The organism is Geothermobacter hydrogeniphilus, from assembly GCF_002093115.1.
GTDB classification, from domain to species: Bacteria; Desulfobacterota; Desulfuromonadia; order Desulfuromonadales; family Geothermobacteraceae; genus Geothermobacter_A; species Geothermobacter_A hydrogeniphilus.
The window spans coordinates 1-22,500 of the sequence record NZ_NAAD01000027.1 but is presented as its reverse complement, the minus strand read 5'-3'; the positions used below and the strand labels follow the sequence as shown (position 1 = coordinate 22,500).

General features: G+C 61.1%; 18 protein-coding genes (1 of these 18 only partly in view). 9 read left to right on the top strand and 9 right to left on the bottom strand.

The window, feature by feature from the left end:
* The 8 genes from B5V00_RS15180 to smc form a co-directional block, all read right to left on the bottom strand.
* A protein-coding gene (locus B5V00_RS15180; protein WP_085011663.1) for a TIGR00282 family metallophosphoesterase crosses the window boundary here: on the bottom strand, positions 1 to 707 show its 5' portion. 82 nt of this gene lie to the left of the window's left edge; the window shows 707 of its 789 coding nt (coding positions 1-707); the start codon lies at positions 705 to 707; its stop codon lies off the left edge, out of view.
* A gap of 10 nt (positions 708 to 717) precedes the next feature.
* Positions 718 to 2,289 carry a ribonuclease Y gene (rny, locus tag B5V00_RS15175; protein WP_139800802.1) on the bottom strand — a complete coding sequence of 524 codons (1,572 nt, stop codon included), beginning with the start codon at positions 2,287 to 2,289 and terminating at the stop codon, positions 718 to 720.
* Between the two features lie 133 nt (positions 2,290 to 2,422).
* Positions 2,423 to 2,977, bottom strand: a complete 555-nt coding sequence (locus B5V00_RS15170; RefSeq protein ID WP_085011662.1) for a 5-formyltetrahydrofolate cyclo-ligase — start codon at positions 2,975 to 2,977, stop codon at positions 2,423 to 2,425.
* 360 nt (positions 2,978 to 3,337) lie between these two features.
* On the bottom strand, positions 3,338 to 3,613 hold the full coding sequence (locus tag B5V00_RS15165) for a cell division protein ZapA (RefSeq protein WP_172399778.1): 276 nt from the start codon (positions 3,611 to 3,613) through the stop codon (positions 3,338 to 3,340).
* 11 nt (positions 3,614 to 3,624) lie between these two features.
* The gene (gene zapB / locus B5V00_RS17050; protein ID WP_139800801.1) at positions 3,625 to 3,795 is read right to left on the bottom strand and encodes a cell division protein ZapB; all 171 of its coding nucleotides are present in this window, start codon (positions 3,793 to 3,795) and stop codon (positions 3,625 to 3,627) included.
* A gap of 274 nt (positions 3,796 to 4,069) precedes the next feature.
* Positions 4,070 to 5,320, bottom strand: a complete 1,251-nt coding sequence (gene ftsY / locus B5V00_RS15160) for a signal recognition particle-docking protein FtsY (RefSeq protein ID WP_085011660.1) — start codon at positions 5,318 to 5,320, stop codon at positions 4,070 to 4,072.
* 19 nt (positions 5,321 to 5,339) lie between these two features.
* Positions 5,340 to 5,699, bottom strand: a complete 360-nt coding sequence (locus tag B5V00_RS15155) for a roadblock/LC7 domain-containing protein (protein ID WP_085011665.1) — start codon at positions 5,697 to 5,699, stop codon at positions 5,340 to 5,342.
* 10 nt (positions 5,700 to 5,709) lie between these two features.
* Positions 5,710 to 9,273 carry a chromosome segregation protein SMC gene (gene smc / locus B5V00_RS15150; protein WP_085011659.1) on the bottom strand — a complete coding sequence of 1,188 codons (3,564 nt, stop codon included), beginning with the start codon at positions 9,271 to 9,273 and terminating at the stop codon, positions 5,710 to 5,712.
* A gap of 293 nt (positions 9,274 to 9,566) precedes the next feature.
* Between smc and B5V00_RS15145 the strand changes: the two genes are divergently transcribed.
* Together B5V00_RS15145 and B5V00_RS15140 are read left to right on the top strand one after the other, a co-directional pair.
* Positions 9,567 to 12,740, top strand: a complete 3,174-nt coding sequence (locus B5V00_RS15145; RefSeq protein WP_085011658.1) for a YhdP family protein — start codon at positions 9,567 to 9,569, stop codon at positions 12,738 to 12,740.
* Between the two features lie 51 nt (positions 12,741 to 12,791).
* Complete coding sequence (locus B5V00_RS15140; RefSeq protein ID WP_085011657.1) at positions 12,792 to 13,313, top strand: cysteine hydrolase family protein; 522 nt, start codon at positions 12,792 to 12,794, stop codon at positions 13,311 to 13,313.
* Between the two features lie 160 nt (positions 13,314 to 13,473).
* Here B5V00_RS15140 and ubiE read toward each other — a convergent pair whose 3' ends face one another.
* Positions 13,474 to 14,181 carry a bifunctional demethylmenaquinone methyltransferase/2-methoxy-6-polyprenyl-1,4-benzoquinol methylase UbiE gene (ubiE, locus tag B5V00_RS15135; protein WP_085011656.1) on the bottom strand — a complete coding sequence of 236 codons (708 nt, stop codon included), beginning with the start codon at positions 14,179 to 14,181 and terminating at the stop codon, positions 13,474 to 13,476.
* Between the two features lie 235 nt (positions 14,182 to 14,416).
* Between ubiE and B5V00_RS15130 the strand changes: the two genes are divergently transcribed.
* The 7 genes from B5V00_RS15130 (at position 14,417) to B5V00_RS15095 (ending at position 22,362) form a co-directional block, all read left to right on the top strand.
* Positions 14,417 to 14,839, top strand: coding sequence for a (deoxy)nucleoside triphosphate pyrophosphohydrolase (locus tag B5V00_RS15130; protein ID WP_139800800.1), 423 nt, complete (start codon positions 14,417 to 14,419; stop codon positions 14,837 to 14,839).
* A gap of 281 nt (positions 14,840 to 15,120) precedes the next feature.
* Complete coding sequence (locus B5V00_RS15120) at positions 15,121 to 15,852, top strand: IclR family transcriptional regulator (protein WP_085011653.1); 732 nt, start codon at positions 15,121 to 15,123, stop codon at positions 15,850 to 15,852.
* Between the two features lie 579 nt (positions 15,853 to 16,431).
* Positions 16,432 to 17,298: an IclR family transcriptional regulator gene (locus B5V00_RS15115; RefSeq protein WP_085011652.1), complete on the top strand. Its 867-nt coding sequence runs from the start codon at positions 16,432 to 16,434 to the stop codon at positions 17,296 to 17,298.
* A gap of 155 nt (positions 17,299 to 17,453) precedes the next feature.
* A complete protein-coding gene (locus B5V00_RS15110; RefSeq protein ID WP_085011651.1) occupies positions 17,454 to 17,708 on the top strand; it encodes a DUF4212 domain-containing protein in 255 nt (84 codons plus the stop codon).
* A gap of 14 nt (positions 17,709 to 17,722) precedes the next feature.
* Positions 17,723 to 19,519 (top strand): sodium:solute symporter family protein, encoded by a 1,797-nt coding sequence (locus tag B5V00_RS15105; protein WP_085011650.1) that lies wholly within the window; start codon positions 17,723 to 17,725, stop codon positions 19,517 to 19,519.
* Positions 19,520 to 19,646: 127 nt separating this feature from the next.
* Entirely contained in the window at positions 19,647 to 20,012 is a 366-nt protein-coding gene (locus B5V00_RS15100; protein ID WP_085011649.1) for a hypothetical protein, read from the top strand.
* Between the two features lie 433 nt (positions 20,013 to 20,445).
* Entirely contained in the window at positions 20,446 to 22,362 is a 1,917-nt protein-coding gene (locus tag B5V00_RS15095; protein WP_085011648.1) for a putative nucleotidyltransferase substrate binding domain-containing protein, read from the top strand.
* The last annotated feature ends 138 nt before the right edge of the window (positions 22,363 to 22,500 follow it).

Sequence of the window (22,500 nt, the reverse complement as noted above, 5' to 3'; positions counted from 1 at the left end):
CAGGGGTCCTTCTTCGCCACGTCGAAACGCACCGGCATCTGGGTAAGAAACTTCTCGATCACCAGTTCCTTGCGCACCCCGATGACCGAATCACGACTCCCGGTCATGCCGGCGTCGGTCTGGTAGGCCGTCCCTCCCGGCAGGATCATCGCGTCCGCCGTCGGGACATGGGTATGGGTCCCCACCACCAGAGAGACCCGGCCGTCGAGGTAGTGCCCCATGGCGACCTTCTCACTGGTTGCCTCGGCGTGGATATCGACAAGGATCACCGGGGTTTCGCGACGCAGCTCTGCAATAGCCGCGTCGGCCGCCCGAAACGGGCAGTCGAGAGCGCTCATGAAAATCCGTCCCTCAAGGTTCAAAACACCGACCTTGTATCCGGCGCTGGTCTGAAAGACCCCTGAGCCTCGCCCCGGAGTCCCGTCCGGGTAGTTGAGCGGCCTCAGCACCCGGGGAAAATCGTCGATCTGTCCACAGATTTCCCGTTTGTCCCAGACATGGTTGCCGGTGGTCAGGACATCGACCCCGGCATCCAGCAGTTCATTCATGGTGTCACGGGTCAGACCGAAGCCGGCCGCGGCATTCTCACCGTTGGCCACCACCAGGTCAACCTGATGGCGATCGATCAGGCGGGGCAGCAGACGCTGCAGGGCGCGCCGGCCGGGACGGCCGACCACATCACCGACAAAGAGCAGATTCAGCACAATTCAGCGCCCCCTAGCGGGCGTACTCGACCGCGCGGGTCTCACGGATGACATTGACCTTGATCTGCCCGGGATAGGTCATCTCACTCTCGATCTTCTTGGCGATGTCCTTGGCCAAGATCAGCGACTGGGCATCGGAGACATCATCACTGGAGACCATGACCCGGATTTCGCGACCGGCCTGGATGGCATAACAACTGTTGCAGCCCGGAAAACTGGTGCCGATGCGCTCCAGATCCTGCAGTCGCTTGACGTAGGTTTCGAGCATTTCACGCCGGGCACCGGGCCGGGCGCCGGAGAGAGCGTCGGCCGCCTGGGTGAGAATCGCCAGCACCGTTTCCGGTTTCTCGTCCTCGTGATGGGCCGCCAGGGCATGCACGATTTTCGGCGACTCACCATATTTGCGTGCCAGATCGGCGCCGATCACCGCATGCGACCCCTCGATCTCGTGATCGACCGCCTTACCGATATCGTGCAGCAGCCCGGCCCGCTTGGCCTGCTTGACATTCATACCCAGTTCCGACGCCATGATGCCGCAGAGAAAAGCGACCTCGATCGAATGCTGCAGCACGTTCTGGCCATAGGACGTCCGGTAACGCAACCGGCCGAGCAACTTGATAATCTCGGGATGGATACCGTGCACGCCGACGTCGAAGGTTGCCTGCTCGCCGGCCTCGCGGATCGCCTGCTCAACCTCCTCTTCGGCCTTTTTCACCACCTCCTCGATACGCGAAGGATGGATGCGGCCGTCCTGGATCAGTCTTTCGAGAGAGAGTCGCGCCACCTCCCGCCGTACCGGGTTGAAACCGGAGATAATCACCGCCTCCGGGGTGTCGTCGATGATCAGGTCAATACCGGTCGCCGCCTCGATGGCGCGGATATTCCGCCCCTCGCGACCGATGATGCGGCCCTTCATCTCATCGGCCGGCAGGGGCACCACGCTGACCGTCTTCTCGGCGACGAAATCACCGGCGTAGCGCTGAATCGCCAGGGCGAGAATCTCCTTGGCCTTCTTGTCGGCCGACTCGCGCGCCTCATCCTCGATCTGCTTGATGCTCTTGGCGGCATCATGACGCGCCTCACTCTCCATCGCCCTGATCAGCTGCTGCTTGGCCTCTTCCCGGCTCATCCCGGAAATCTGCTCCAGCAACCGCGCCTGCTCGGCGCGCCTGCCTTCCAGCTCCTGTTCCCCCTGCTGCAGTTGAACCTGCCGCTGCTGCAGGTTCCGGTCCCGCTTCTCAAGCTCTTCCATCCGCGTTTCCAGCTGGGTAGTTTTGCGATCGAGGTTCTCTTCGCGCTGCTGCAGGCGCTTTTCCTGCCCCTGGATTTCCCGGCGCAACTCCCGAAGTTCGGCTTCCCACTCGGCCTTGGCCTGCAGCACCGTATCCTTGGCCTGCAGCACCGCCTCCTTGCGAATCGCCTCGGCTTCCTTGCGGCCATCTTCGACAATCTGGGCGGCATCCCGCCGGGCCGCGGCGTGACGCGACTTCGATATCTGCTGGCGCAGCAGCATGCCGACAACGACGCCGGCAACGAGAGCCCCGCCGCCGATCAGAAACATCATCAGTTCTATTTTCAAAACCATATCCTCCATTGCTGAATGGTTGTTGGTTGTCTCGAACCCGGATCAGTAAATCCTCAACTGTAATCCAGGACGGGCCCCTTATCGACGACACCCCCGCCGACCAGGGCCTGCCCCCTCCGAAAATCCCGACGGTTCAAAACCGGTGCAGACCGGCATCGGTCGCCAGCATCTGCAGCTGGACGTCGTGCGGCTGAGCCGGAAGTCGGTCGACCAGCTGAAACGCGAATGCCAGACCCGCCAGCAACGGCCGGCAGTCTTCATCCTGCAATGCCCGGTCATAATATCCCCGGCCATAACCGAGACGATGTCCGCGACGGTCAAAAGCGACCCCCGGGATCACCAGCAGGTCAATGGCGGCCGGCGGCAGCCGCTCCGAACCGGACGGCTCCAGGATCCCGAACCGGCCGGGAACCAGGGGAGCCTCCGGAGACAGCCGGACAAACTCCATCCCGTCACCGACGACGCGCGGATAAACCGGGATGCGACCGGTCTCCGACAGCTGCTGCTGCAGCAGGGCGGTATCCACCTCGCCGCGAACCGGACTGTAGAGCCCGACAACGGCAGCCGCGACGAATTCGGGCGTGGCCAGAAGCTGCCGCTGGGCGGCCAGGCTCAGGGCATGATGACTCTCGGGAGCCAGCATCCGACGTCGATCCAGGCTGCGGGAACGGATGGCATCTTTAGGCATGGCAGAGATCCCCGTAACCGGTGATCTCCATGGGCAGGAAGAATGAGAATGGAACAAGGCACACCCGGCAGGCGGGCGCGTCAGTCGAACAGAACCCCGATCGGCAACCCGGACAGGCAGTGGCGATATCCGAAAGAGGACGGCACCGGCCCGGAATCAAGCGTGAATGTCTGCATCATGTTGCGCAACGGGACACCTTTGAACTGATTACCTTATAAGCGGGAAAGTGCCGAGGCGGGAGAGTCACGGGCCGACCACGCATCCGGCTGCTGCCGGCCATGGTCCACCCGGTCCGTCCCGGGGCACGAACCTGTCTGATCCAATCTATCTTGAAACTCCCCATGGAGAGTACGTACATGCTCAACGGGCTTCGGCCCGATCAATCCGCTCAATCAGATCCTGCAGCCGGCGCTGGTCGGCGCCGCCCTGCTCCGCCTGCAGTTCCAGGTAGGAGCCGGCGATATTGAGCAGGGTCAGCACGGTAATGTGCCGGGTGTCAGCGGTCGGCGCCGCCTGGGCGACAGCGGTCAACTGCTCATTGACAAAGTCGGCGACCCTGGCAATCTGCTCCGGCGTCGAATCGCTGCGCACCGTGTAGGGCTGACCGAGAATAGTGACCTGCGTGGCACGTTTCACCGCGGGCGACCTCACACCTTGTCCAGTTTGGCGACGATCCGGTCGATTTCGGCAACTGTCTGCCGTCGATCTTCAGCAAGCCGCGCGTTTTCCGCGCGCAGGGCGTCAGCTTCGGACTGCAACTCGTGGTAACGTTCGAGCAACCGATCCAGCTTTTGTTCCAGAAGATCGATCAGATCCACGCCGTCCACTCCGTTTCAGGGCGAATCGGCCGGTCCGGCCACCCGCCATTGCGAAAAGTTTAGGTAACTCCAGCAGTCAAGTCAACTACATTCATCCCAAATCCACCGGCTGTTTTGCGGACCGAGGGTGACGGGACGGGTGAAAATGCCAGGCGCCGTACCGATTCGGGCGGAAACGTAGCCGAACTATGTTGAGCACCGAAGCGGTGAAGACGACGCGGCAGATTCATCCGTGACGACAGCCGAATGCCTAAATTGCCGGTGGTTTCAGGATTCATTCGAACAGGGCACGAACGAACATCTCCGGATCAAAGGGCCGCAGGTCATCGGCCCCCTCACCGATGCCGACAAAACGTACCGGCAGTCCCAGGTCATTGGCGATAGCGACGATGATCCCGCCGCGGGCGGTACCATCGAGCTTGGTCAGCACCAGGCCATTCACCTCGACCGCCTCCTTGAACAGGCGGGCCTGAATCAAAGCGTTCTGCCCGGTGGTGGCATCGAGCACCAGCAGCGTCTCATGCGGCGCGCCCGGAATCTCGCGTTCAAGGATCCGGCGGATTTTTTTCAATTCCTCCATCAGGTTGGCCTTGGTGTGCAACCGGCCGGCGGTATCAAGCAGCAGAATGTCGGCCTTGCGTGCCACCGCGGCCCGGGCGGCATCGAAGGCCACCGCGCCGGGATCGGCGCCCTCGGCATGGCGGATGACATCCACTCCGGCCCGCTCTCCCCAGATGGCCAGCTGCTCGGCGGCCGCGGCCCGGAACGTGTCGCCGGCACCCAGCACCACCTTCTTCCCCCGGGACGTCCAGAGCCGGGCCAGCTTGCCGATGGTGGTGGTCTTGCCGACACCGTTGACGCCGACCACCATGATCACCATCGGACGGGCCTGCTCCAGGTCGAGAGGACTGTCAACCGCGGCCAGCCGGGAAATCATCTCCTGCTTCAGAACCTGGCGCACCAACTGCGGGTCGGCCGCCTCGCTGCGCCCGAGACGCTCCTCGACAGCGTCCACCAGCTGGCGGGTGGTCTGCATGCCGAGATCGGCGGTAATCAACACCTCTTCCAGTTCTTCCAGCAGGTCATCATCGACCCTGGCGCGGCCACTGAGCAGACTGTCGATCCGCCCGACCAGCCCGGCCTGGGTCTTGGCCAGCCCCTGGCGCATCCGCTGCAGCAGACTGACCGGTTCAGGCTCCTCCGTCTCGGCCGCGACGGGTTCTCCGGCTGCCGCGGGTCGCGACGGTTCCTCAACCGCGCCATCCGCTGCCTCTTCAGCGACTGCCTCTTCAGCGGCCGGCGCCTCATCGGTCGACTCAGAGATCGTTTCGTCCTGCGGTCGTTCGGCTTTCGGTCGCGCCGGCCGCCGCAGCAACAGGACGATCAGCAACAGCACCAGCAGGGTCACCAGCAGAAACAGGATGCCGAGGGCATAGCTCTGCCGTTGTTGTTCCGCAATCCCCAGTCTGCCCAGCAGGTCAGTCAGGGGCTGCAGCCAGTTGATCAATTGAGCAAAATAATCCATTTTGAATCACGTGTTGCGCTCAGGCAATCTCCTCTTTCAGTTGCTCCAGACAGCGCCGCGCCTCGAACAGGGCCCGCCCCATGACGTCCTTGCGTTCGAGAGCGACAACCAGGAAATAGTCCCGGGTGGCCGGCATGATGATGGTCTGCCGCTGCGCCGTGGTAATAATAATCTCTTCCAGGTCGTTCCCCTCGGCCCGGGCAACCGCCTGTCGCAGGTTGTCGAGAATCAGGCCTTTATGCGCCCCGATCACCTTCAGCTCGAAGGCATCGAGCCGCCCGGCCTGGTCCACCGATTCACCTTCCCAGTCGACAATAATCGCCCCGAGAGATCCGGGGATCCGCTCCAGCATGGTGCCAAGCATTTTTTTGAAGGGCATGAACGAAACCTCAGGCAACAGGCGCCGGGCGTCGGGCGCCGGACTCTTGAAACTCATTGATTTTTACCGAAACCAGCCGCGAGACACCCGGCTCCTGCATCGTGACGCCGTAGAGCGTGTCCGCCATCTCCATGGTCCGCTTGTTGTGGGTGATGATAATGAACTGCGAAATTTCCGACATCTCCCTGACCATTTCGTTGAAACGACCGATATTGGCCTCGTCCAGCGGCGCGTCAACCTCATCGAGCAGGCAGAAGGGAGAAGGCTTGATCTGGAAGATGGCGAAGATCAACGCCACCGCGGTCAGGGCCTTTTCACCTCCGGAGAGCAGGTTGATCCCCTGCAGCTTCTTGCCCGGCGGCTGGGCAATGATATCGATGCCGGTCTCGAGCAGGTCGTCACTGTCGGTCAACTGCAATTCGGCGCGCCCGCCATGAAACAGCCGCGGAAAAATCTGCTGAAACTTGATGTTGACCTGTTCGAAGGTCTCCTTGAAGCGTTTGCGGGTCGTGCGGTTGATCTTGGCGATCGCCGCCTGCAGGCCGTGCATGGACCGTCGCAGATCCTCCTCCTGCTCGCGCAGAAAATTGAAACGCTCTTCCAGTTCCTGGAATTCCTCGATGGCGGTCAGATTAACCTCGCCGATGCCGTCAATCAACCGTTTCAATTCCTCCATCCGCCGCTCGGCCGCCGCCTGGTCAACTTCCGGCTCATCCTCGACTTCCAGCTGATCGGCGAGATCGAGCCGGTAACGTTCAAGGAAGGATTGCCGCAGATGGTCCAGCGCCAGTTCCTTCTCCCGCAGCTCCATCTGCAGACCGCCGACCGCCTCCCGCAAGCTGTCGGCCTGACGGCGCAATTCCCGGGTCGCCTCCTCCTCCAGGGCGATCCCCTGAACAAACTCCTCGAACCGGTCCCGCAACAGATCGGCCTTGCGTTTTTCTTCTTCACGGCGTTCAAACAAAACCTCCAGCCGCCGCTGCAGATCTTCCATCTCGCCGCTCAGTTTGCGCTGTTCCTCTTCGGCTTCCTGCTGCTGGGCGGCCAGCAGCGCCAGCCGTCCCTGCAATTCGCTGCGGAGATCTTCAAGCCCGGCCCGACTGCGGCGGCCGGCCTCCTCGCGCTCACGCAGACTGGCGACTTCCACCCGCACCGAGGTCAGCTGCTCGCGCGCCTCGGCCAGGTCCCGCCGCAGAACCTGCAGCTGTTCCTGCAGCAACTCCAGCTCGTCCTCCAACCCCCGGCGACCGCTTTCCTTGTCCCGCAGGCCGTCCTCGGCTTCAGCCAGCATCCCCTGCAGCCGCTCCTGCTCCTCGTGCAACTGGTCCTCTTCGAGGCTGAGCACCTCGACCCGTTCCAGCAGACGGGCTTCCTCGCGACGGTAACGATCGAGTTCCTGGTCACCGTCAACCACCTGCAGTTCCTGACGATGAACGGCGGAACCGAGTTCACGGACCCGCTCATCGAGATCGATCACCGTCTGCTGCAACTGCTGACGCTGCTGCTGCAGGGCCTCAACGGACTGTTCGGCAACCGCAACCTGTTGTTCCAGTTCCTTGATTTCCCGCTTCTGCTGCAACAGGCCGCCGCCCAGCACCTGACTCGACCCGCCGCTCCATTCGCCGCGGCTGGTCAGCATTTCTCCGCGGGCGTCGACCAGAACCAGGCCGAAAGGGAGTTCCGCCCGCAGCCAGGGGCGGACCCGATCAACCAGGTAGACCCCCTTGAGCAGACCGAGCAGAGATGCACCAAACGAGGTCTGGGCCCTGGCCAGGTCGGCGAGGTGCCGGCCTTCTCCGAAACGCGGCGCCTCCGGCTGTGGACTGTCGGTGAGCAGAAAGGTGGCCCGGCCGCCCTTCTCCCCCAGCAATGCCAGTGCCTCGACAACGGTGTCAACGCTCGAGCTGACCAGGCTCTGCAACCGTTCGCCGAGCACCGCCTCGACGGCCACCTCGCAGTCGGTCGGGACCTGCAGGTGATCGGCCACCAGGCCGGCGAAACGGTCGGCGAAGGCGTCATCCCGCAGCAGGGTCCGAACCCCGCCGGCGCAACCTTCGAGACTGCGCTCCAGCTGGCGCAGCGATTCCAGCCGCGACCGGTCCCGGTTGAGCCGGTCGCGCGCCGCGAGCAGTTCACGTTCATTGTCCTGCTGGCGCCCGCGCTGTTCAACCAATTCGGCCTGGGCCTGTTCCTGCTCTGCCCGCAGGGCGGCGTGCTGCTGCCGGGCCGCGGCCAGGGCGTCGGCCCGCGCCCGCGCCTCCTGACGCACATTCTGCAGCTGCTCCTGCAGATCGGTCGCCTCGCGACGATTGCGCGAGGTCCGTTCCTGCTGCAGATCGAGCCGACGACGGGCATCCTCCTGCTGGTTCTGCAGCCGGGTCAACTCCCCCATCAGCGAAAAAAGCAGCCGTCGCACCTCCTCCTGGCGCGAAGCCGCGACCCGCTCGGCCTGCTCACCGGCCTCAGTTGCCGTCGTCGCCGCGGACAGCCGCCGCTCGGCGTCGGCGAGGTCGCCGGCAAGACCGGCCGCATCCCGCTCCAGCGCGGCTTCCTGTTCACCGAGCCCTTCAAGGCGCTGACGGACACCGGCGCTCTCGCCGTCACGCCGTTCCCGTTGTCGGGCGAGGGCCTCGTGCTGCTGTCGGGCGAAGTTGATACGCCCTTCGGTTTCCTGAATCTGGCTGCTGAGCTGATAGACCTGCTCCTGTCCGCGGGCCAGTTCCTTTTCAGCACCGGCCTGTTGCAGACGCATGTCGGCGAGCTTCAGTTCCTGCTGCTCAAGCCGACCGCTGACCTCCTCCAGCACCCGGCCGCGCTCCCGCTCGGCATCGCCGGCGGCAGCCAGCTCACCACGCAGCTGCCGATAACGGCGCAGCGCGAAACGGGTCTCGATCCCCTTGAGTTCTTCTCGGTACCGGCGGTAACGCTCGGCCTTCTGCGCCTGTCGCTTGAGGCTGCCGAGCTGACGGTTGACCTCGGAGATGATGTCGCCGAGACGCAGCAGGTTCTGGCGGGTCGCGTCGATCTTGCGGGTGGCGGTCTTCTTGCGAGCCTTGAACTTGGTGACGCCGGCGGCCTCCTCGATCAGAAAACGACGATCTTCCGGCTTGGCATTGAGGATAAAACCGATCTTGCCCTGTTCGATGATGGAGTAGGCGCGGCGACCGACACCGGTATCCATGAACAGTTCGGCGATGTCGAGCAGCCGGCAGGGAGTCTTGTTGAGCAGGTAGTCGCTTTCACCGCTGCGGTAAAGACGGCGGGTGACCATGATTTCGGCATATTCGGCAAAGGCCGGCGGCGCCAGGCCGTCCTCGTTGTCGAAAATCAGCGACACCTCGGCCATGCCGTGCGGCTTGCGGGTTTCGCTGCCGCCGAAAATGACATCCTCCATCGACTTGCCGCGCAGGCTGCGGGCGTTCTGCTCACCCATGACCCAGCGGATGGCATCGACGATATTGCTCTTGCCGCAGCCGTTGGGACCGACCACACCGGTCACCCCCTGCTGGAAATCGAGCACCACCTTGTCGACGAAGGATTTGAAGCCGATAATTTCAAGTCGCTTGATTTTCATCGCATCCGCACCAGATCAGGTTCCGGCAGGGACCGGTCCCGGAGGCAGGCGATCCGCCACCGGCAGCCGGAACATGACAAACAGCGCGCTATGGTAACAGTCTGCCCGATAGCTGTAAACCTGAATGACGGGCCGGAAGACAGCGGGTGAAAAAACCCGAATCCATGAACGCAATCAACGCCCCGGAGACGAGAAAATTTCACCGGGGCATGGATTGCGATTGTCTGCGCCCGGTAAAACGCTATAATTGCCACTGACCTCCAGCCCGCGCCACGCGCAGACCACCGGAACCGATGCCCCGCTCGCGATCCATTGCCCGTCTTATTGTCCTGCTGCTTCTGCTCACCTGTGCAGCCGGCGCCCTGGTGCTGGTCAACATCGACCTCAACAGCTACCGGTCCGAAATCGCCACCGGCCTCGGCGAGCTGCTCGGCCGACCGGTCAGCTTCGGCCGGATCGGCTATTCCCTGCGCAACGGGCTGGCCGTGGACTGCCGCGACCTGGAAATCCCCGCCAGCGCCGATTCCAACTTCAGTCTCAAGGCCGCCCACCTTTACCTGAAAGTGGATATCCTGCCGCTGCTGCGCGGCGAACTGATCCTGCGCCAGCTGATCCTCGATCATCCCCGCCTGCAGATCGACCTCTCGCGACCGCGCGCTCCCAACCGGCCAGCGCAGAATTCCAGCCCCCGCTCCATGACCACCAGCCTGCGAAAGGTCCGCATGCAGTCTGGCGCAATCAGCGTGCGCCTGCCCGAAACCGCGGCCGTAAAAACACTCAGTCTCCGGGACATCGACCTGCGCATCGAGAATCGCCCCGGGCAGCGTCTCGGTATCAGCCTGCAGGGCATCACGGAGCTCGACGACAACGCGTCGGAACTGGCCATGACCGGGGAGATCGCCTCTCCCTGGCGGGGCAAAACCGCACACAACCGGATTGATCTGGAACTGCAGCTGAAACACCTGCCGCTGGACGCTGTCGCCAGGCGACTGGGCATGAAAAAACTGCGCCTCACCGGGAAGGCGTTCCTCTCCGCCCGGCTCAAAGGCTCCGCCGTCGGTGGAATCGCTATCCAATCCACCCTGATCGCCCCCCAGGCCCGGTACACCATCGGCGACCGACCGACCCGGCCGGTCGGTCAATGGCAGCTGGCCGCCACCTGGCAACGAGACGACCCGGCAACCGATCGATTGCGGGATATCACCCTGAAACACAACGATCTGCGGCTCGATGGAAAAATTGCACTGCGCCGGCAAGTCCTGTCCGCCCACTTCCAGCTCCCCCGAGCATCCCTGCACAGCTGGCTGGAACTGGCCCCGGAGCCATTGCTCCCGGTCGGGCTGCTTGAACAAACCGAGAAGGGGCGGATCAGCGCCACCATCGACCTGCCGCCGACTCCCCTGGCACAACTCACCGACAACAACCTGCTCAACAAGCTGCGGATCGACGCCGACTTCGATCAGCTCAGCTGGAAGCTCTCCGGTCTGCCGCCCCTGGAGCAGGGGCAGGGGCAACTGCAGCTGATCGACGGCCGCATTATCGCCAAGACGTTCCAGGCCAGGTGGGCCGGCCGCCTCCAGACCCTGACCGGCAGCATCACTCTTGACACGCCCCCGCGATTTGCGCTGCAGGGAACCCTGCAGCCCCCGCCCCTGCAGCAACTGCGGTCACTACTGCCCGACAACAAGCAAACCGCTCTCATCCTGCAGGGAACGGTCCCCCTGCGCTGGTCCTGCAGGGGGCGACCGGGAAACCTGACAATCGGCCTCGACGGCGACCTGACCTCCCTGCGGCTGGACTATCCCGGCTGGTTCAGCAAGAATCCCGGGGAGGCCGGACGCCTGCGGGCGACATTGAGCAAAAAGGGAGACAGTTGGGACCTTGCCGACAGCCGGCTCGACCTGGCCGGGGAGAGTCTGACAGCGGAAGGACATTGGCGATCGGGCAGCGACTGGAAACTGCGCCTGCGGGGAACCCGCCTCGATCTTCAGCAGCTACTGAAACGCAGTCGCCACCTGGCCCCGCACCGACCGCGGGGGACCCTCGACCTCGATCTGAAACTGCGGTCTGCAGCCGGGCCGGTCCCCACCATCAATGGACGACTGCAGCTGCATGATGTCGGTGTTCACCTGACCCGCAGCCTGGCTGACCTGCAGCGCATCAACGGCACCCTGCTGCTGACCGGCCGGGGCATGAAGACGGTCCTGCTCAACGCCCGCCTCGGTCAATCGCCCGTCACCCTGCAGCTCCAACTGAATGATTTCACCAGGCCGGAGCTGCAACTGCACCTGCAGGCCAGAAGCGTCGGCGCCCATGAGTTGATCTTTCCTTCAAGAAAACAGAAGCTGCGTGACCTCGACGGCCGCATCACCATTGCCGCCCGCGGCATTGACTTCGACCTGATCAAGGTCAGGCTCGACGGCGGCACCGACTGTGTCGTCACCGGAACCATGCAGGGCTGGCACCAGCCGCATATCGCCCTGCAGATCGATGCCGCCTACGCCGACATCGACGAAGTTATCGCCCTCTGGAAACATCCCGGCAACCCGAAACAGGCCCCCGCGGAAAAACCCATGACCGCCCCGCCGCCGGAACCGACCATCAGCATCAAGGCCCGCGTTGCGACCGGCAAGCTGAGCCGTCTCAGGTTCATCAATGCCACCGGCACCATAACCGGCGACGGCCGGGGGCGGCTCAGCATCGCCCCGCTGCAGTTCTATTCCGGAGAGGGCTTCGGCAGCGGCCAGGTCATTGTCAAGACCGGCCCGGACCACACATCCCGACTGATCGTTTCAGGCCATGTCGAAAACTTCCCCGCCCAGGGGATCCACCGTGACCTGCTGCAACGCGACAGCATTCTCACCGGCACCCTGCGGGGCGATTTCTACCTCGAAGGACTGACCGGTAACGATTTCATCAGAACCTCCCGGGGAGGCATCAACCTGGAAATCGACGACGGTGTCCTGAAGCGGTTCAAGGTTCTCTCCAAACTCTTCTCGCTGCTCAATGTCTCCCAGCTGTTCAGCCTGCACCTGCCCGACATGGCGGAAGAGGGCATGCCCTTCAAGAAGATCGACGCCACCTTCAGCCTTGCCGGGGGACTACTCAAAACCGAAGACCTGCTGGTTCACAGCGAAGCGATGGACCTCTCCATGGTCGGCGAATACGACCTCAACGACAACCGTATCGACGCCGTCCTCGGCATCAAACCGTTGAAAACGGTGGACAAGATCATCACCAAGATCCCCATCGCCGGCTGGATACTGACCGGCAAGGAGAAGGCCCTGATTACCGCCCATTTCACCGTCAAGGGCAGCGCCGATCAGCCCGAGGTCGTTCCCGTTCCGATCACCTCGTTGTCGAACAAGGTGTTCGGCATTTTCAAACGGGTTCTGACCCTGCCGGGCAAGGTGATCACCGATCCCGGAGACGTCATCCTGCCGCAGTCGGTGAATCCGAAGGAGTGACAAAGCAGTAAGATGTAAGATGGGAGATGAGGGGGAGACGGGAGGTAAGCCATGCGTCAGGCTTTGCTGGTTGTCGACATGCTCAACGATTTTGTTCTCGCCGGGGCGCCGCTGGAAGTTCCCCGGGCCCGGGAGATCCTGCCGGCCCTGCGGCAGCGGATTGCCGCGGCCCGACGGGACGGCCTCCCGGTGATCTACATCTGCGACGCTCATGCCGCGGATGATCGCGAGTTCTCCCGCATGGGATGGCCGGTCCACGCGGTCAGGGGCACACCCGGCGCCGAAGTGGTGGCCGACCTGGCGCCGCAGACCGGCGAAGCGGTGGTCGCCAAGACCAGCTACTCAGGCTTCCATGCCACCGATCTGGAATCCCTGCTGCAGAAACTCGACGTGGAGGAACTGGTTCTCACCGGCTGCGTGACCAACATCTGCATCCTCTACACCGCCGCCGACGCGGTGATGCGCGGATTTCACGTCCGGGTGCCGACCGACTGCGTTGCCCCCCTCGACCCCGCCGACGGTGACTTCGCCCTCCGGCAGATGAAAAACGTCCTCGGCGTCGACGTGGAATAGAATTGTCGGATCAGACAGATAAAACGAACGGCCCGAGGCTGATCAAAAATGTCCAGATGCAAGGCGCCCTCAGTGCTGCGGAATAAGGCGTACCGGAAGGTACGTTGTTGACGCAGGAATGAGGGCAACGCCGCAGATGGGCGTTTTTCATCAGCCCTGCTCACTTTTCGCCGACGTGGACCGTGGCTATCCCCCCGGTCAGATCATGCTGACTCAGGTTGCGAAAACCGGCCTCGGCCATCATCTGTCCGAATTTCTCCCGGTCGGGAAATTCCATCACTGATTCGGGAAGGTACCGGTAGGCGCTGCGCCGGGAGAGCAGGCCGCCGAGCAGAGGCAGGATCCGGCGGAAATAGAAATGATAGATCACCCGGAACAGGGGATTGGTCGGAGTGGAGAATTCGAGGATGACAACCCGGCCGCCCGGTTTGAGGACCCGGTACATTTCACGCAGCCCGGCGTCGCGGTCGACCACGTTGCGGATGCCGAAGGCGATGGTCACGCCGTCAAAACTGCAGTCGGGATGCGGCAGGGACTCGCAGGGCGCGTTCACCAGGCTGATCCGCTCTCGGTAGGGGGTGGCGGCCAGTTTGTCGCGGCCGACCACCAGCATTCCCTGGGTCAGGTCCGAGCCGACGATCCGTACCGATGACGAGGTTCGCGCGGCGATTTCGAGGGCGACATCCCCGGTGCCGGTCGCCACGTCGAGCACCCGGCCGTCAGCGGGAATCCGCAGCCGACTGACGGCAAAGGTCCGCCAGCGACGGTCCACCCCGGCAGAAAGCAGACGATTCAGAAGATCGTACCGTGGGGCGATGGCATCGAACATATCGCGGATGCCGCGACCCTTGTCGGAAAGCTTGAACATGATTCGACCCTGCTGCGAGTTAATGCGACCGGCCACACGCCCGGCCTCAGGCGACCGTTTTTAACACAGAGGCGCGGGGGTGTCAGCAAAAAAGCCCTCCCTCCCGCAGCCTATATAGCATGCGAGACCAGGCGCCAGATTGTTTTCGGCCGCCGCTGCGCACCGATTTTTATAGCCGACGAGGACAATGACAAAAACCGAAACCAAACCAGCAACAGCCACGAGGACAGCAACCATGCCCCCTTTACTGGTCACAGCGGCCATCATCGAAGAAGACGGTCTCATCCTGGTCACCCAGCGCCCGGAAGGCTCCCGACACGCCGGAAAATGGGAATTTCCGGGAGGAAAAATGGAACCTGGAGAATCCCCGCGTCAGGCCCTGGAGCGTGAACTGCGGGAAGAACTCAACCTCGAGATCAGCGCTGAAGACATCGTCGAAACCCTTTACCATCGCTACCCCTGGGGAGCGGTGCTGATCCTCGCCTATCGTTGCCGGATCAGGGGCGGGGCCCTCCGCCATCTCCAGGTCGCCGATCACCGCTGGTTGCCCGCGGAACAACTTCCGGAATATGACTTCCTGGAAGCGGACCGGCCGCTGGTGGAGAAACTGCAGAGAGACCGTCCCGTCAGCAACAGCCCGCCGCCACCGGCTGAATGATAAAACGGCTTTTAATTTTTACCCGAAAACGACTTCCTCTTCAGGTAATTAATGTGCTTTTTGAGGTTTTCCGCCGCGACCTCATCCCCTCCCGCTTCAACGCGTTGAAACCGGTCACCGCGTGGTTTCATATCCCTCTTCATTTTTCCGAAAGAAATATTCAGGCAGCTGTTGACAATAATAAAACGCTGTATTAATTTCATCCATATCCTGTAATTGACGGGATCGCATTTCCCCGTCCATGCCCTTGACCTGCAGCAGCCGCAAACCCGGAGGGACTTTTGCCCACACGCGACAAGGAATCTTACTCGATCCATTCGGTGGACAACGCGCTGGCCGTCCTGGAAGCACTGTGCGACGAACCCGGAGACGTACAGATATCCAGGCTGAGCGAAAAACTCGGCATGAACAAGACCAGTGTCTTCAGACTGCTGGCAACCTTTGAAAATCGCGGCTATGTCGAACGCGAAGAACAGACCGGACGTTACCGCCTCGGGCTGTCGGCCTACGAAGTCGGCCAGAAACTGATTTCACGCATGACCATGTTGCGCCAGGCGCGACCGGTTATGGAACGACTGGCGAGAGAATGCGACGAAGCTGTCTACCTGGCCCTGCGTCGCGATGATGAACTGCTGTTCCTGGACATGGTCGACACGCCACAGCAGGTCAAGATCATCTCGCTGGTCGGCAAACGATATCCACTGTCCGAAATCGCCGCCGGTAGCGTCATCCTTGCCCATTCCCCCACCGAGCAGCCCCTCAGCCGTGAACTGGCCGAAATCCATCGCCGCGGCTGGGCGTCCGGCCACGATGTGCTGGGTGAGGGCATCGCCTGCCTGTCAGTCCCCCTCTTCAATGGCGAGGGAACGGTCCCGGCCAGTCTTTCCTTCCTCGGTCCCGATTTCCGCCTGGACGAGCAACGACTGCGCGACAACTTTCTCCCCCCCTTGCGGGAAGCCGGACAAACCATTTCATCAAAACTCGGTTTTCTCGGCAGCTACCTGAATTCCTGACCTCCGGAGCACCCACGCGCCTGCCATGCCCCGACAGAGGGGAGAAAAAAGTGACCGAAAAGGTGATGATCCACATCCGCAACGCCTGACGAACCGGAACGGCCGACGGCCCATCAAACAGGTGTTCAATCCGTCACTTAAATCTGCGACACCTCACTTCCCCGTCCTTTCCGAAACAGCTTGCGACACGTGGAAAAACGGAAAAACACTTTTCATTGATTCACCAGTTGAAACAACGTCACAAAATTGTAGACTTGTTTCTGAAAAACAAAACAAGCCTTCCTGATCTGATCAAGAAATATTTTTGCCCGTTGCGGACCAGCCACGAGCCATGGCAGTGAACCCGTTTTCAAAGCGATTTGTCAAAAGAAATACCATGCGAGGTAAAAGCGTTTTTATCCGCCCTGAAAAAAAGACCCTGACCGGGCCTAAATGGGCAAAATTGAAAACAAATTACGACAATTTTCATAACAATATTTAAACCATAACACACCGAAATTAAAGATTTCTCCGGCCGCCTTCAACCTGACAGAAAAAAGAAGTTGACAAAAATAAAACGGCGTATTAGGTTTTCGGCAATTGTTTCATCGATTCGACGATCCAGAGGGTTCAATCGGCCGACCGGCCCAACGAAAGGATGTTCAATTGGCCGCGAGAGGGCGCGATTCGTACTCAATCCAGTCCGTAGAGAATGCATTGGATGTCCTTGAGGCTCTTTGCGACGAGGAAGAGGCGGTTCGGATTTCGCGACTCAGCCAACGCCTGGGCATGAACAAAACCAGCGTCTTTCGCCTTATGGCGACCTTTGAAAATCGCGGCTACGTCGAACGGGAAGACAACACCAGCAAATATCGCCTCGGCCTGTCGGCATTTGAAGTCGCGCAGAAATTCCTGGCCCGCATGGGCTTGTTGCGCAAAGCCAAACCGGAAATGGAAAAACTGGTCCGCGACTGCAACGAGACCGTCTACCTGACGGTCAGACGAGGGTCGGACGTTCTGTTCTTTGACATGGTCGATACCACCCATCAGGTAAAAATTGTCTCCCTGATGGGTCGCCGTTATCCACTGACGGCAACCGCCGCCGGGCAGATTCACCTGGCTTTCGACGACGGCACGGCAAAAGCGACGAACCGTTGCACCCTGACAGAGGATCTTGCCAGGGTGCAGGTCCGGGGCTGGAGCCGTGACTGTGGTGTCCTCGGAGACGGGGTCGCGTCACTGGCGGTGCCTTTGTTCGGCAACGGCGGAAAGCTCTGCGGGGGTCTCTGCATGATTGTTCCGGAGTTCCGCGTTCCGCAGGATCAGCTTGCGGCGGGGTTGTTGCCGGAACTGATCGAAACCGGGGTTGTCATCTCCAACAAGCTCGGACACGTCGGTCATTATCTCAACGGACCGAAAACCAGGCAGCACCCCCCTGCCAAAAGCAGGGGAAAACATCATATTTAGGGGATCATCCCTGACATTCGGGTTGTATTCACGCTGAAAGGAGGTTGCGAAACGAGCTGTTCGGTCAACGGGATTGTTCGAGATCACCGAACCACCCATTTCGCGTCAACGTTTCATCACACAAACGTATTACAAGAGGAGAGAGGAGGCATTCTATGCAACACGATCATGAAGGTTATTGGAAAGCGACCCTGGGCCTGATCAGGAACGTCCTGATCGTCTGGTTCATCGTTTCCTACGGCTTGGGCATTTTGCTGGCCCCGGCACTGAACAGCATTCACCTTGGCGGATATCCGCTCGGCTTCTGGTTTGCCCAACAGGGTTCCATGTATGTTTTTGTCGCACTCATCTTCATCTACGCCAAATTGATGGGAAATATCGACAAAAAATTTGACGTTCACGAAGATTAAGGAGGATATCTGACATGGGTCTTCAAGGATTAACTTATCTGATTGTCGGTCTGACCTTCGCGCTTTATATCGGCATCGCCATCTGGGCCCGCGCGGGCAGCACCAAAGAATTCTACGCAGCCGGCGGCTCGGTCCATCCGGTTCTCAACGGTATGGCGACCGGCGCTGACTGGATGTCGGCCGCATCCTTCATCTCGATGGCCGGCCTGATCGCCGCCTTCGGTTATGGCGGCGCGCTGTTCCTGATGGGCTGGACCGGCGGCTATGTTCTGCTTGCCATGCTGCTCGCCCCCTACCTGCGCAAGTTCGGCAAGTTTACCGTTCCGCAGTTCTTCGGTACCCGCTACTATTCCCAGGGTGCCTCCACGGTGGCGGTTCTCTGCCTGCTGATGGCTTCCCTGACCTACATCATCGGTCAGATGACCGGTGTCGGCGTTGCCTTCTCGCGTTTCCTCGGGGTCTCCAACTCCACCGGGATCTTCGTCGGGATGGCGATCGTCTTCTGCTACGCCGTTTTCGGCGGCATGAAGGGGATCACCTACACCCAGGTGGCCCAGTACTGCGTGCTGATCCTGGCCTACACCGTGCCGGCGGTCTTCATCTCCCTGCACCTGACCGGCAATCCGCTGCCGCAGCTCGGCCTCGGTTCCGACCTTGCCGGCTCCAGCGTCTCGCTGCTGGCCAAGCTTGACCAGATCTCCGTTGATCTCGGTTTTGCCCAGTACACCACCCACATGCGCGGCAGCATGCTGAACACCTTCGTCTACACCGCTTCGCTGATGATCGGCACCGCCGGTCTGCCGCACGTTATCATGCGCTTCTTCACCGTCCCCACGGTTAAGGACGCCCGTGCTTCGGCCGGTTGGGCCCTGGTCTTCATCGCCATCCTCTACACCACCGCTCCCGCGGTTGCCGCGATGGCCAAGATCAACCTGCTGACCACCATCAACCCGAAAATCATGACCGACAACAACATCACCGCCCCGGATGCCCAGATCAAGTACGCTGAGCGTCCCGACTGGATGAAGCGTTGGGAAAAAACCGGTCTGCTGAAATTCACCGACAAAAACGGCGACGGCCGTATCCAGCTCTACAATGACAAGTCCAAGGATCCCAAGTTCGCCGCCGCCGGCTGGAAAGGCAACGAGCTGACGGTCAACAAGGACATCATGGTTCTCGCCAACCCCGAGATCGCCCTGTTGCCCAACTGGGTCATCGCCCTGGTTGCCGCCGGTGGTCTTGCCGCCGCGCTGTCGACCGCTGCCGGTCTGCTGCTCGCCATCTCTTCGGCGATCTCGCATGACCTGCTGAAAGAGAAGTTCATGCCGGACCTCTCCGAGAAGGGTGAGCTGATGGCCGGTAAAATCGCCATGGCCTGCTCGATCCTGGTCGCCGGCTACCTCGGCCTGAATCCCCCGGACTTCGCCGCCGGCACCGTGGCCATCGCCTTCGGCCTGGCCGCCAGCTCGATCTTCCCGGCGCTGATGATGGGCATCTTCTCCAAGACCATGAACAAGCAGGGCGCCATCGCCGGCATGCTCGCCGGTATCGGCATCACCATGCTCTACGTCTTCGCCCACAAGGGGATCTTCTTCATCAAGGGAACCTCCTTCCTCGGCCTGTTCGGCGGCAAGGCGAACTTCTTCCTCGGCATTGAGCCGAACGCCTTCGGCGCCATCGGCGCGTTGGTCAACTTCGCGGTTGCCTTCGCGGTCAAGAACATGACCGAGCCGGTTCCCGAAGACATCGCCAACATGGTCGAGCAGGTCCGGATTCCGAAGGGCTCGGGCGAAGTGACCGGCGCTCACTGAGCAACGGGAAATCACGTTGTACTTTCGTTGAAATCTGTTCTATCATTCAGCCCCGCCAGTTGTTGCTGGCGGGGTTTTTTTCTCAGCTTCACCCGGCCCGTGACGCCGGCTCATGCAGGAGTAAAAGATGGTTTTTGATATCAGCGTCGCCATAACCTGGATTCTCTTTCTCGCCCTCTTCCCCATGGCTTTCATCTGGCTGCGGCGTGCCTACCGCATTTTCAGGAAACACGACTACAGTGAAGTCGCCCTGAAGCGGGGTGAGGCGCCGAAGGATCCGGAGAAGTGGGCCCCCTATACCGGCACCGTCAACCTGGTCGCCGGCGCCGTCGCCCTGTTCACCATTATCGGCGTCCTGTCGGCCCTGCTCCCCTACAAGACCTGGAGCGCCATGGCCGGCCTCACCCTCTGGGGCAAGGTGTTTCTCGATTTCATCATCAGTCGCCAGGCCAACCCCTACCAGTTCAAGTTCGGCAAGAAGAAAAAATCTTAAAAGGCCGCGTCATGGACGCTTCGCTGATGTGAGATGTGAGATGTGAGATGTGAGATGTGGGATGCAAAAGCTTTTACATCTAACGCTTAACATCAGCGTCAGCGCCCATCTCCCATCAGCGTCAGCGCCCATCTCCCATCAGCGTCAGCGCCCATCTCCCATCAGCGTCAGCGCCCATCTCCCATCAGTGTCAGCGCCCATCTCCCATCAGCGTCAGCGCCCATCTCCCATCAGCGTCAGCGCCCATCTCCCATCAGTGTCAGCGCCCATCTCCCATCAGTGTCAGCGCCCATCTCCCATCCCCCATCCCCCTCTTCCCCGCAAATCCCACCGGTTGTGCTATATTTTCACAGAGCAACACTAATGAAATGACGCTCCGAAACCGATAAGTCCTTCATTACACTGCTACAACCTTCCTACAGGGTGACATGCCATGGGTCTGATCAGAAAACTGCGGGACACCGAGCCGTTCAACCACCTGCCCGAGGAAGTGTTTGAAGAATTCAGCAAGGCCGCGGTGATCAGGAAGTACCCGCCGCAGACCCACATTTTCAACCAGCATGACAAACCGACCGGCTACCTCTACGTGATCAAGGAAGGCCTGGTGGAAATCGTCGCCCTCACCCCCGGTGGCGACGAGATGGTGGTCGACTACCGCAAGGAAGGCTCCTTCTTCGGCGGTACCCCGGTCTTCACCAACCAGGCCTATACCGCCGGCGCCCGCACCGTCAAACCGACCGAATGCTATCTGATCCCCGACCATCTGCTGGCCGAGGCCGGCAAGCGGCACCCCGAAATCACCGAGTATTTCACCAGGGCGATCTTTTCCCGGGTGCGCAGCCTCTACGCCGACATGGTCAGCGAAAACAGCCGCAACACCCTGGCGCTGATGGAGGCATATCCGTTCAAGAAGCGCCTCTCCGAGATCATGACCTCACCGGTCAAGACCTGTTCGCCAGAGACTCCGGTCAATGACATTGCCCGCACCATGACCCTGCACAACATCGGCGCGATACTGGTCTGCCCGGGAAAAACCAGGCACCCTCGGGGCATCATCACCGAGCACGACCTGGTCGCCAAAGTCCTGGCGAGGGATGATATCGACCCGCGGCAGGCCATAGCCGCCGACATCATGACCGCCAACCCGCACACCATGACCCCGGAAACCTACATGTATGAAGCGACCACCTTCATGATGGGGCACCGGATCAAGCACATGCCGATCGTCGATCGAGGGGAACTGGTCGGCATCGTCTCCCTGCGCGACCTGATGAAGTACCGCAGCCAGAAATCGATGCTGCTGGTCGGCAGCGTCAAGGAGGCGCAGTCCATCGAGGAGCTGGTCGCCACCCGCGCCGAGGTGGTCAAGGTCGCCAAGGCGCTGATGGGGGAAACCCGCTCCCCCTTCGAAACCATGGAGATTCTCTCCTACATCCATCACTGCATCCTGCGCCGTGGTTACGAGATCGTCCTGGAACAGGTTCAGCAGGAGGGGCTGGTCCTGCCCGACATCCGTTTCTGCTTCATCATCATGGGCAGCGGCGGTCGCAAGGAGATGCTGCTCGGCCCGGACCAGGACAACGGCTTCATCTACGAGGATTTCCCCGACGAACGAGCCGAGGAGATCGACGCCTTTTTCATCCCCTTCGCCGAACGACTGGTCGAGACCTTCGCCCGCATCGGCTACCCCCTCTGTAAGGGCAAGGTGATGGTCAACAATCCCCTGTGGCGCGGCCGGCTCAAGGACTGGCGGGCCCGCATCACCGACTGGATCCGGGTGCCGGAACCGCAGAAGGTCCGCTATTCCACCATCTTCTTCGACTTCATGCCGCTGGTCGGCGACCCCGCTCTCTGCCAGGATCTGCGCAAAATCGTCCATGACCTGATCCGCAAAAATGAAATTTTCCTCTGGCAGCTGATGGATCTCGATTTCAAACACAAGCCCCCTCTCGGTCTGCTCGGACGTTTCACCGTCGAACGGGACGAAAAACACAAGGGGCAGCTGTCCCTCAAGCAGGCCGGCAGTATCTTCATCGTCGACTGCATCCGCATCTTCCTGCTTGAACACCACCTCGACGCGACCACCACCATCGACCGCCTTGAAGAACTGGTGCGCCTCAAGGTTTTCAACCAGGAAACCGCCGAACACATCAAGGCGGCCCTCGAAGCCTTCACCTACCTGCGCCTGCGGCACGAAATCGAACTGATCGACAAGGGCGAACAGCCGACCCACTACCTCGATCCCTACGCCCTTAGCAAGAACGAACAGGACCTGCTCAAGGAAGCCTTCCGCGCCGCCGCCAAGCTGCAGGATTCCACCAAGAGACACTTTTCCAGACTGGTGGGATAAAAGGGGCAGGCACAAGGCCCGAGGCGCAAGGCGCAAGGTTAAAACCTTGAACCTTGAACCTTGAACCTTGAACCTTGAACCTTGAACCTCGAACCTCGAACCTCGAACCTCGAACCTCGAACCTCGAACCTCGAACCT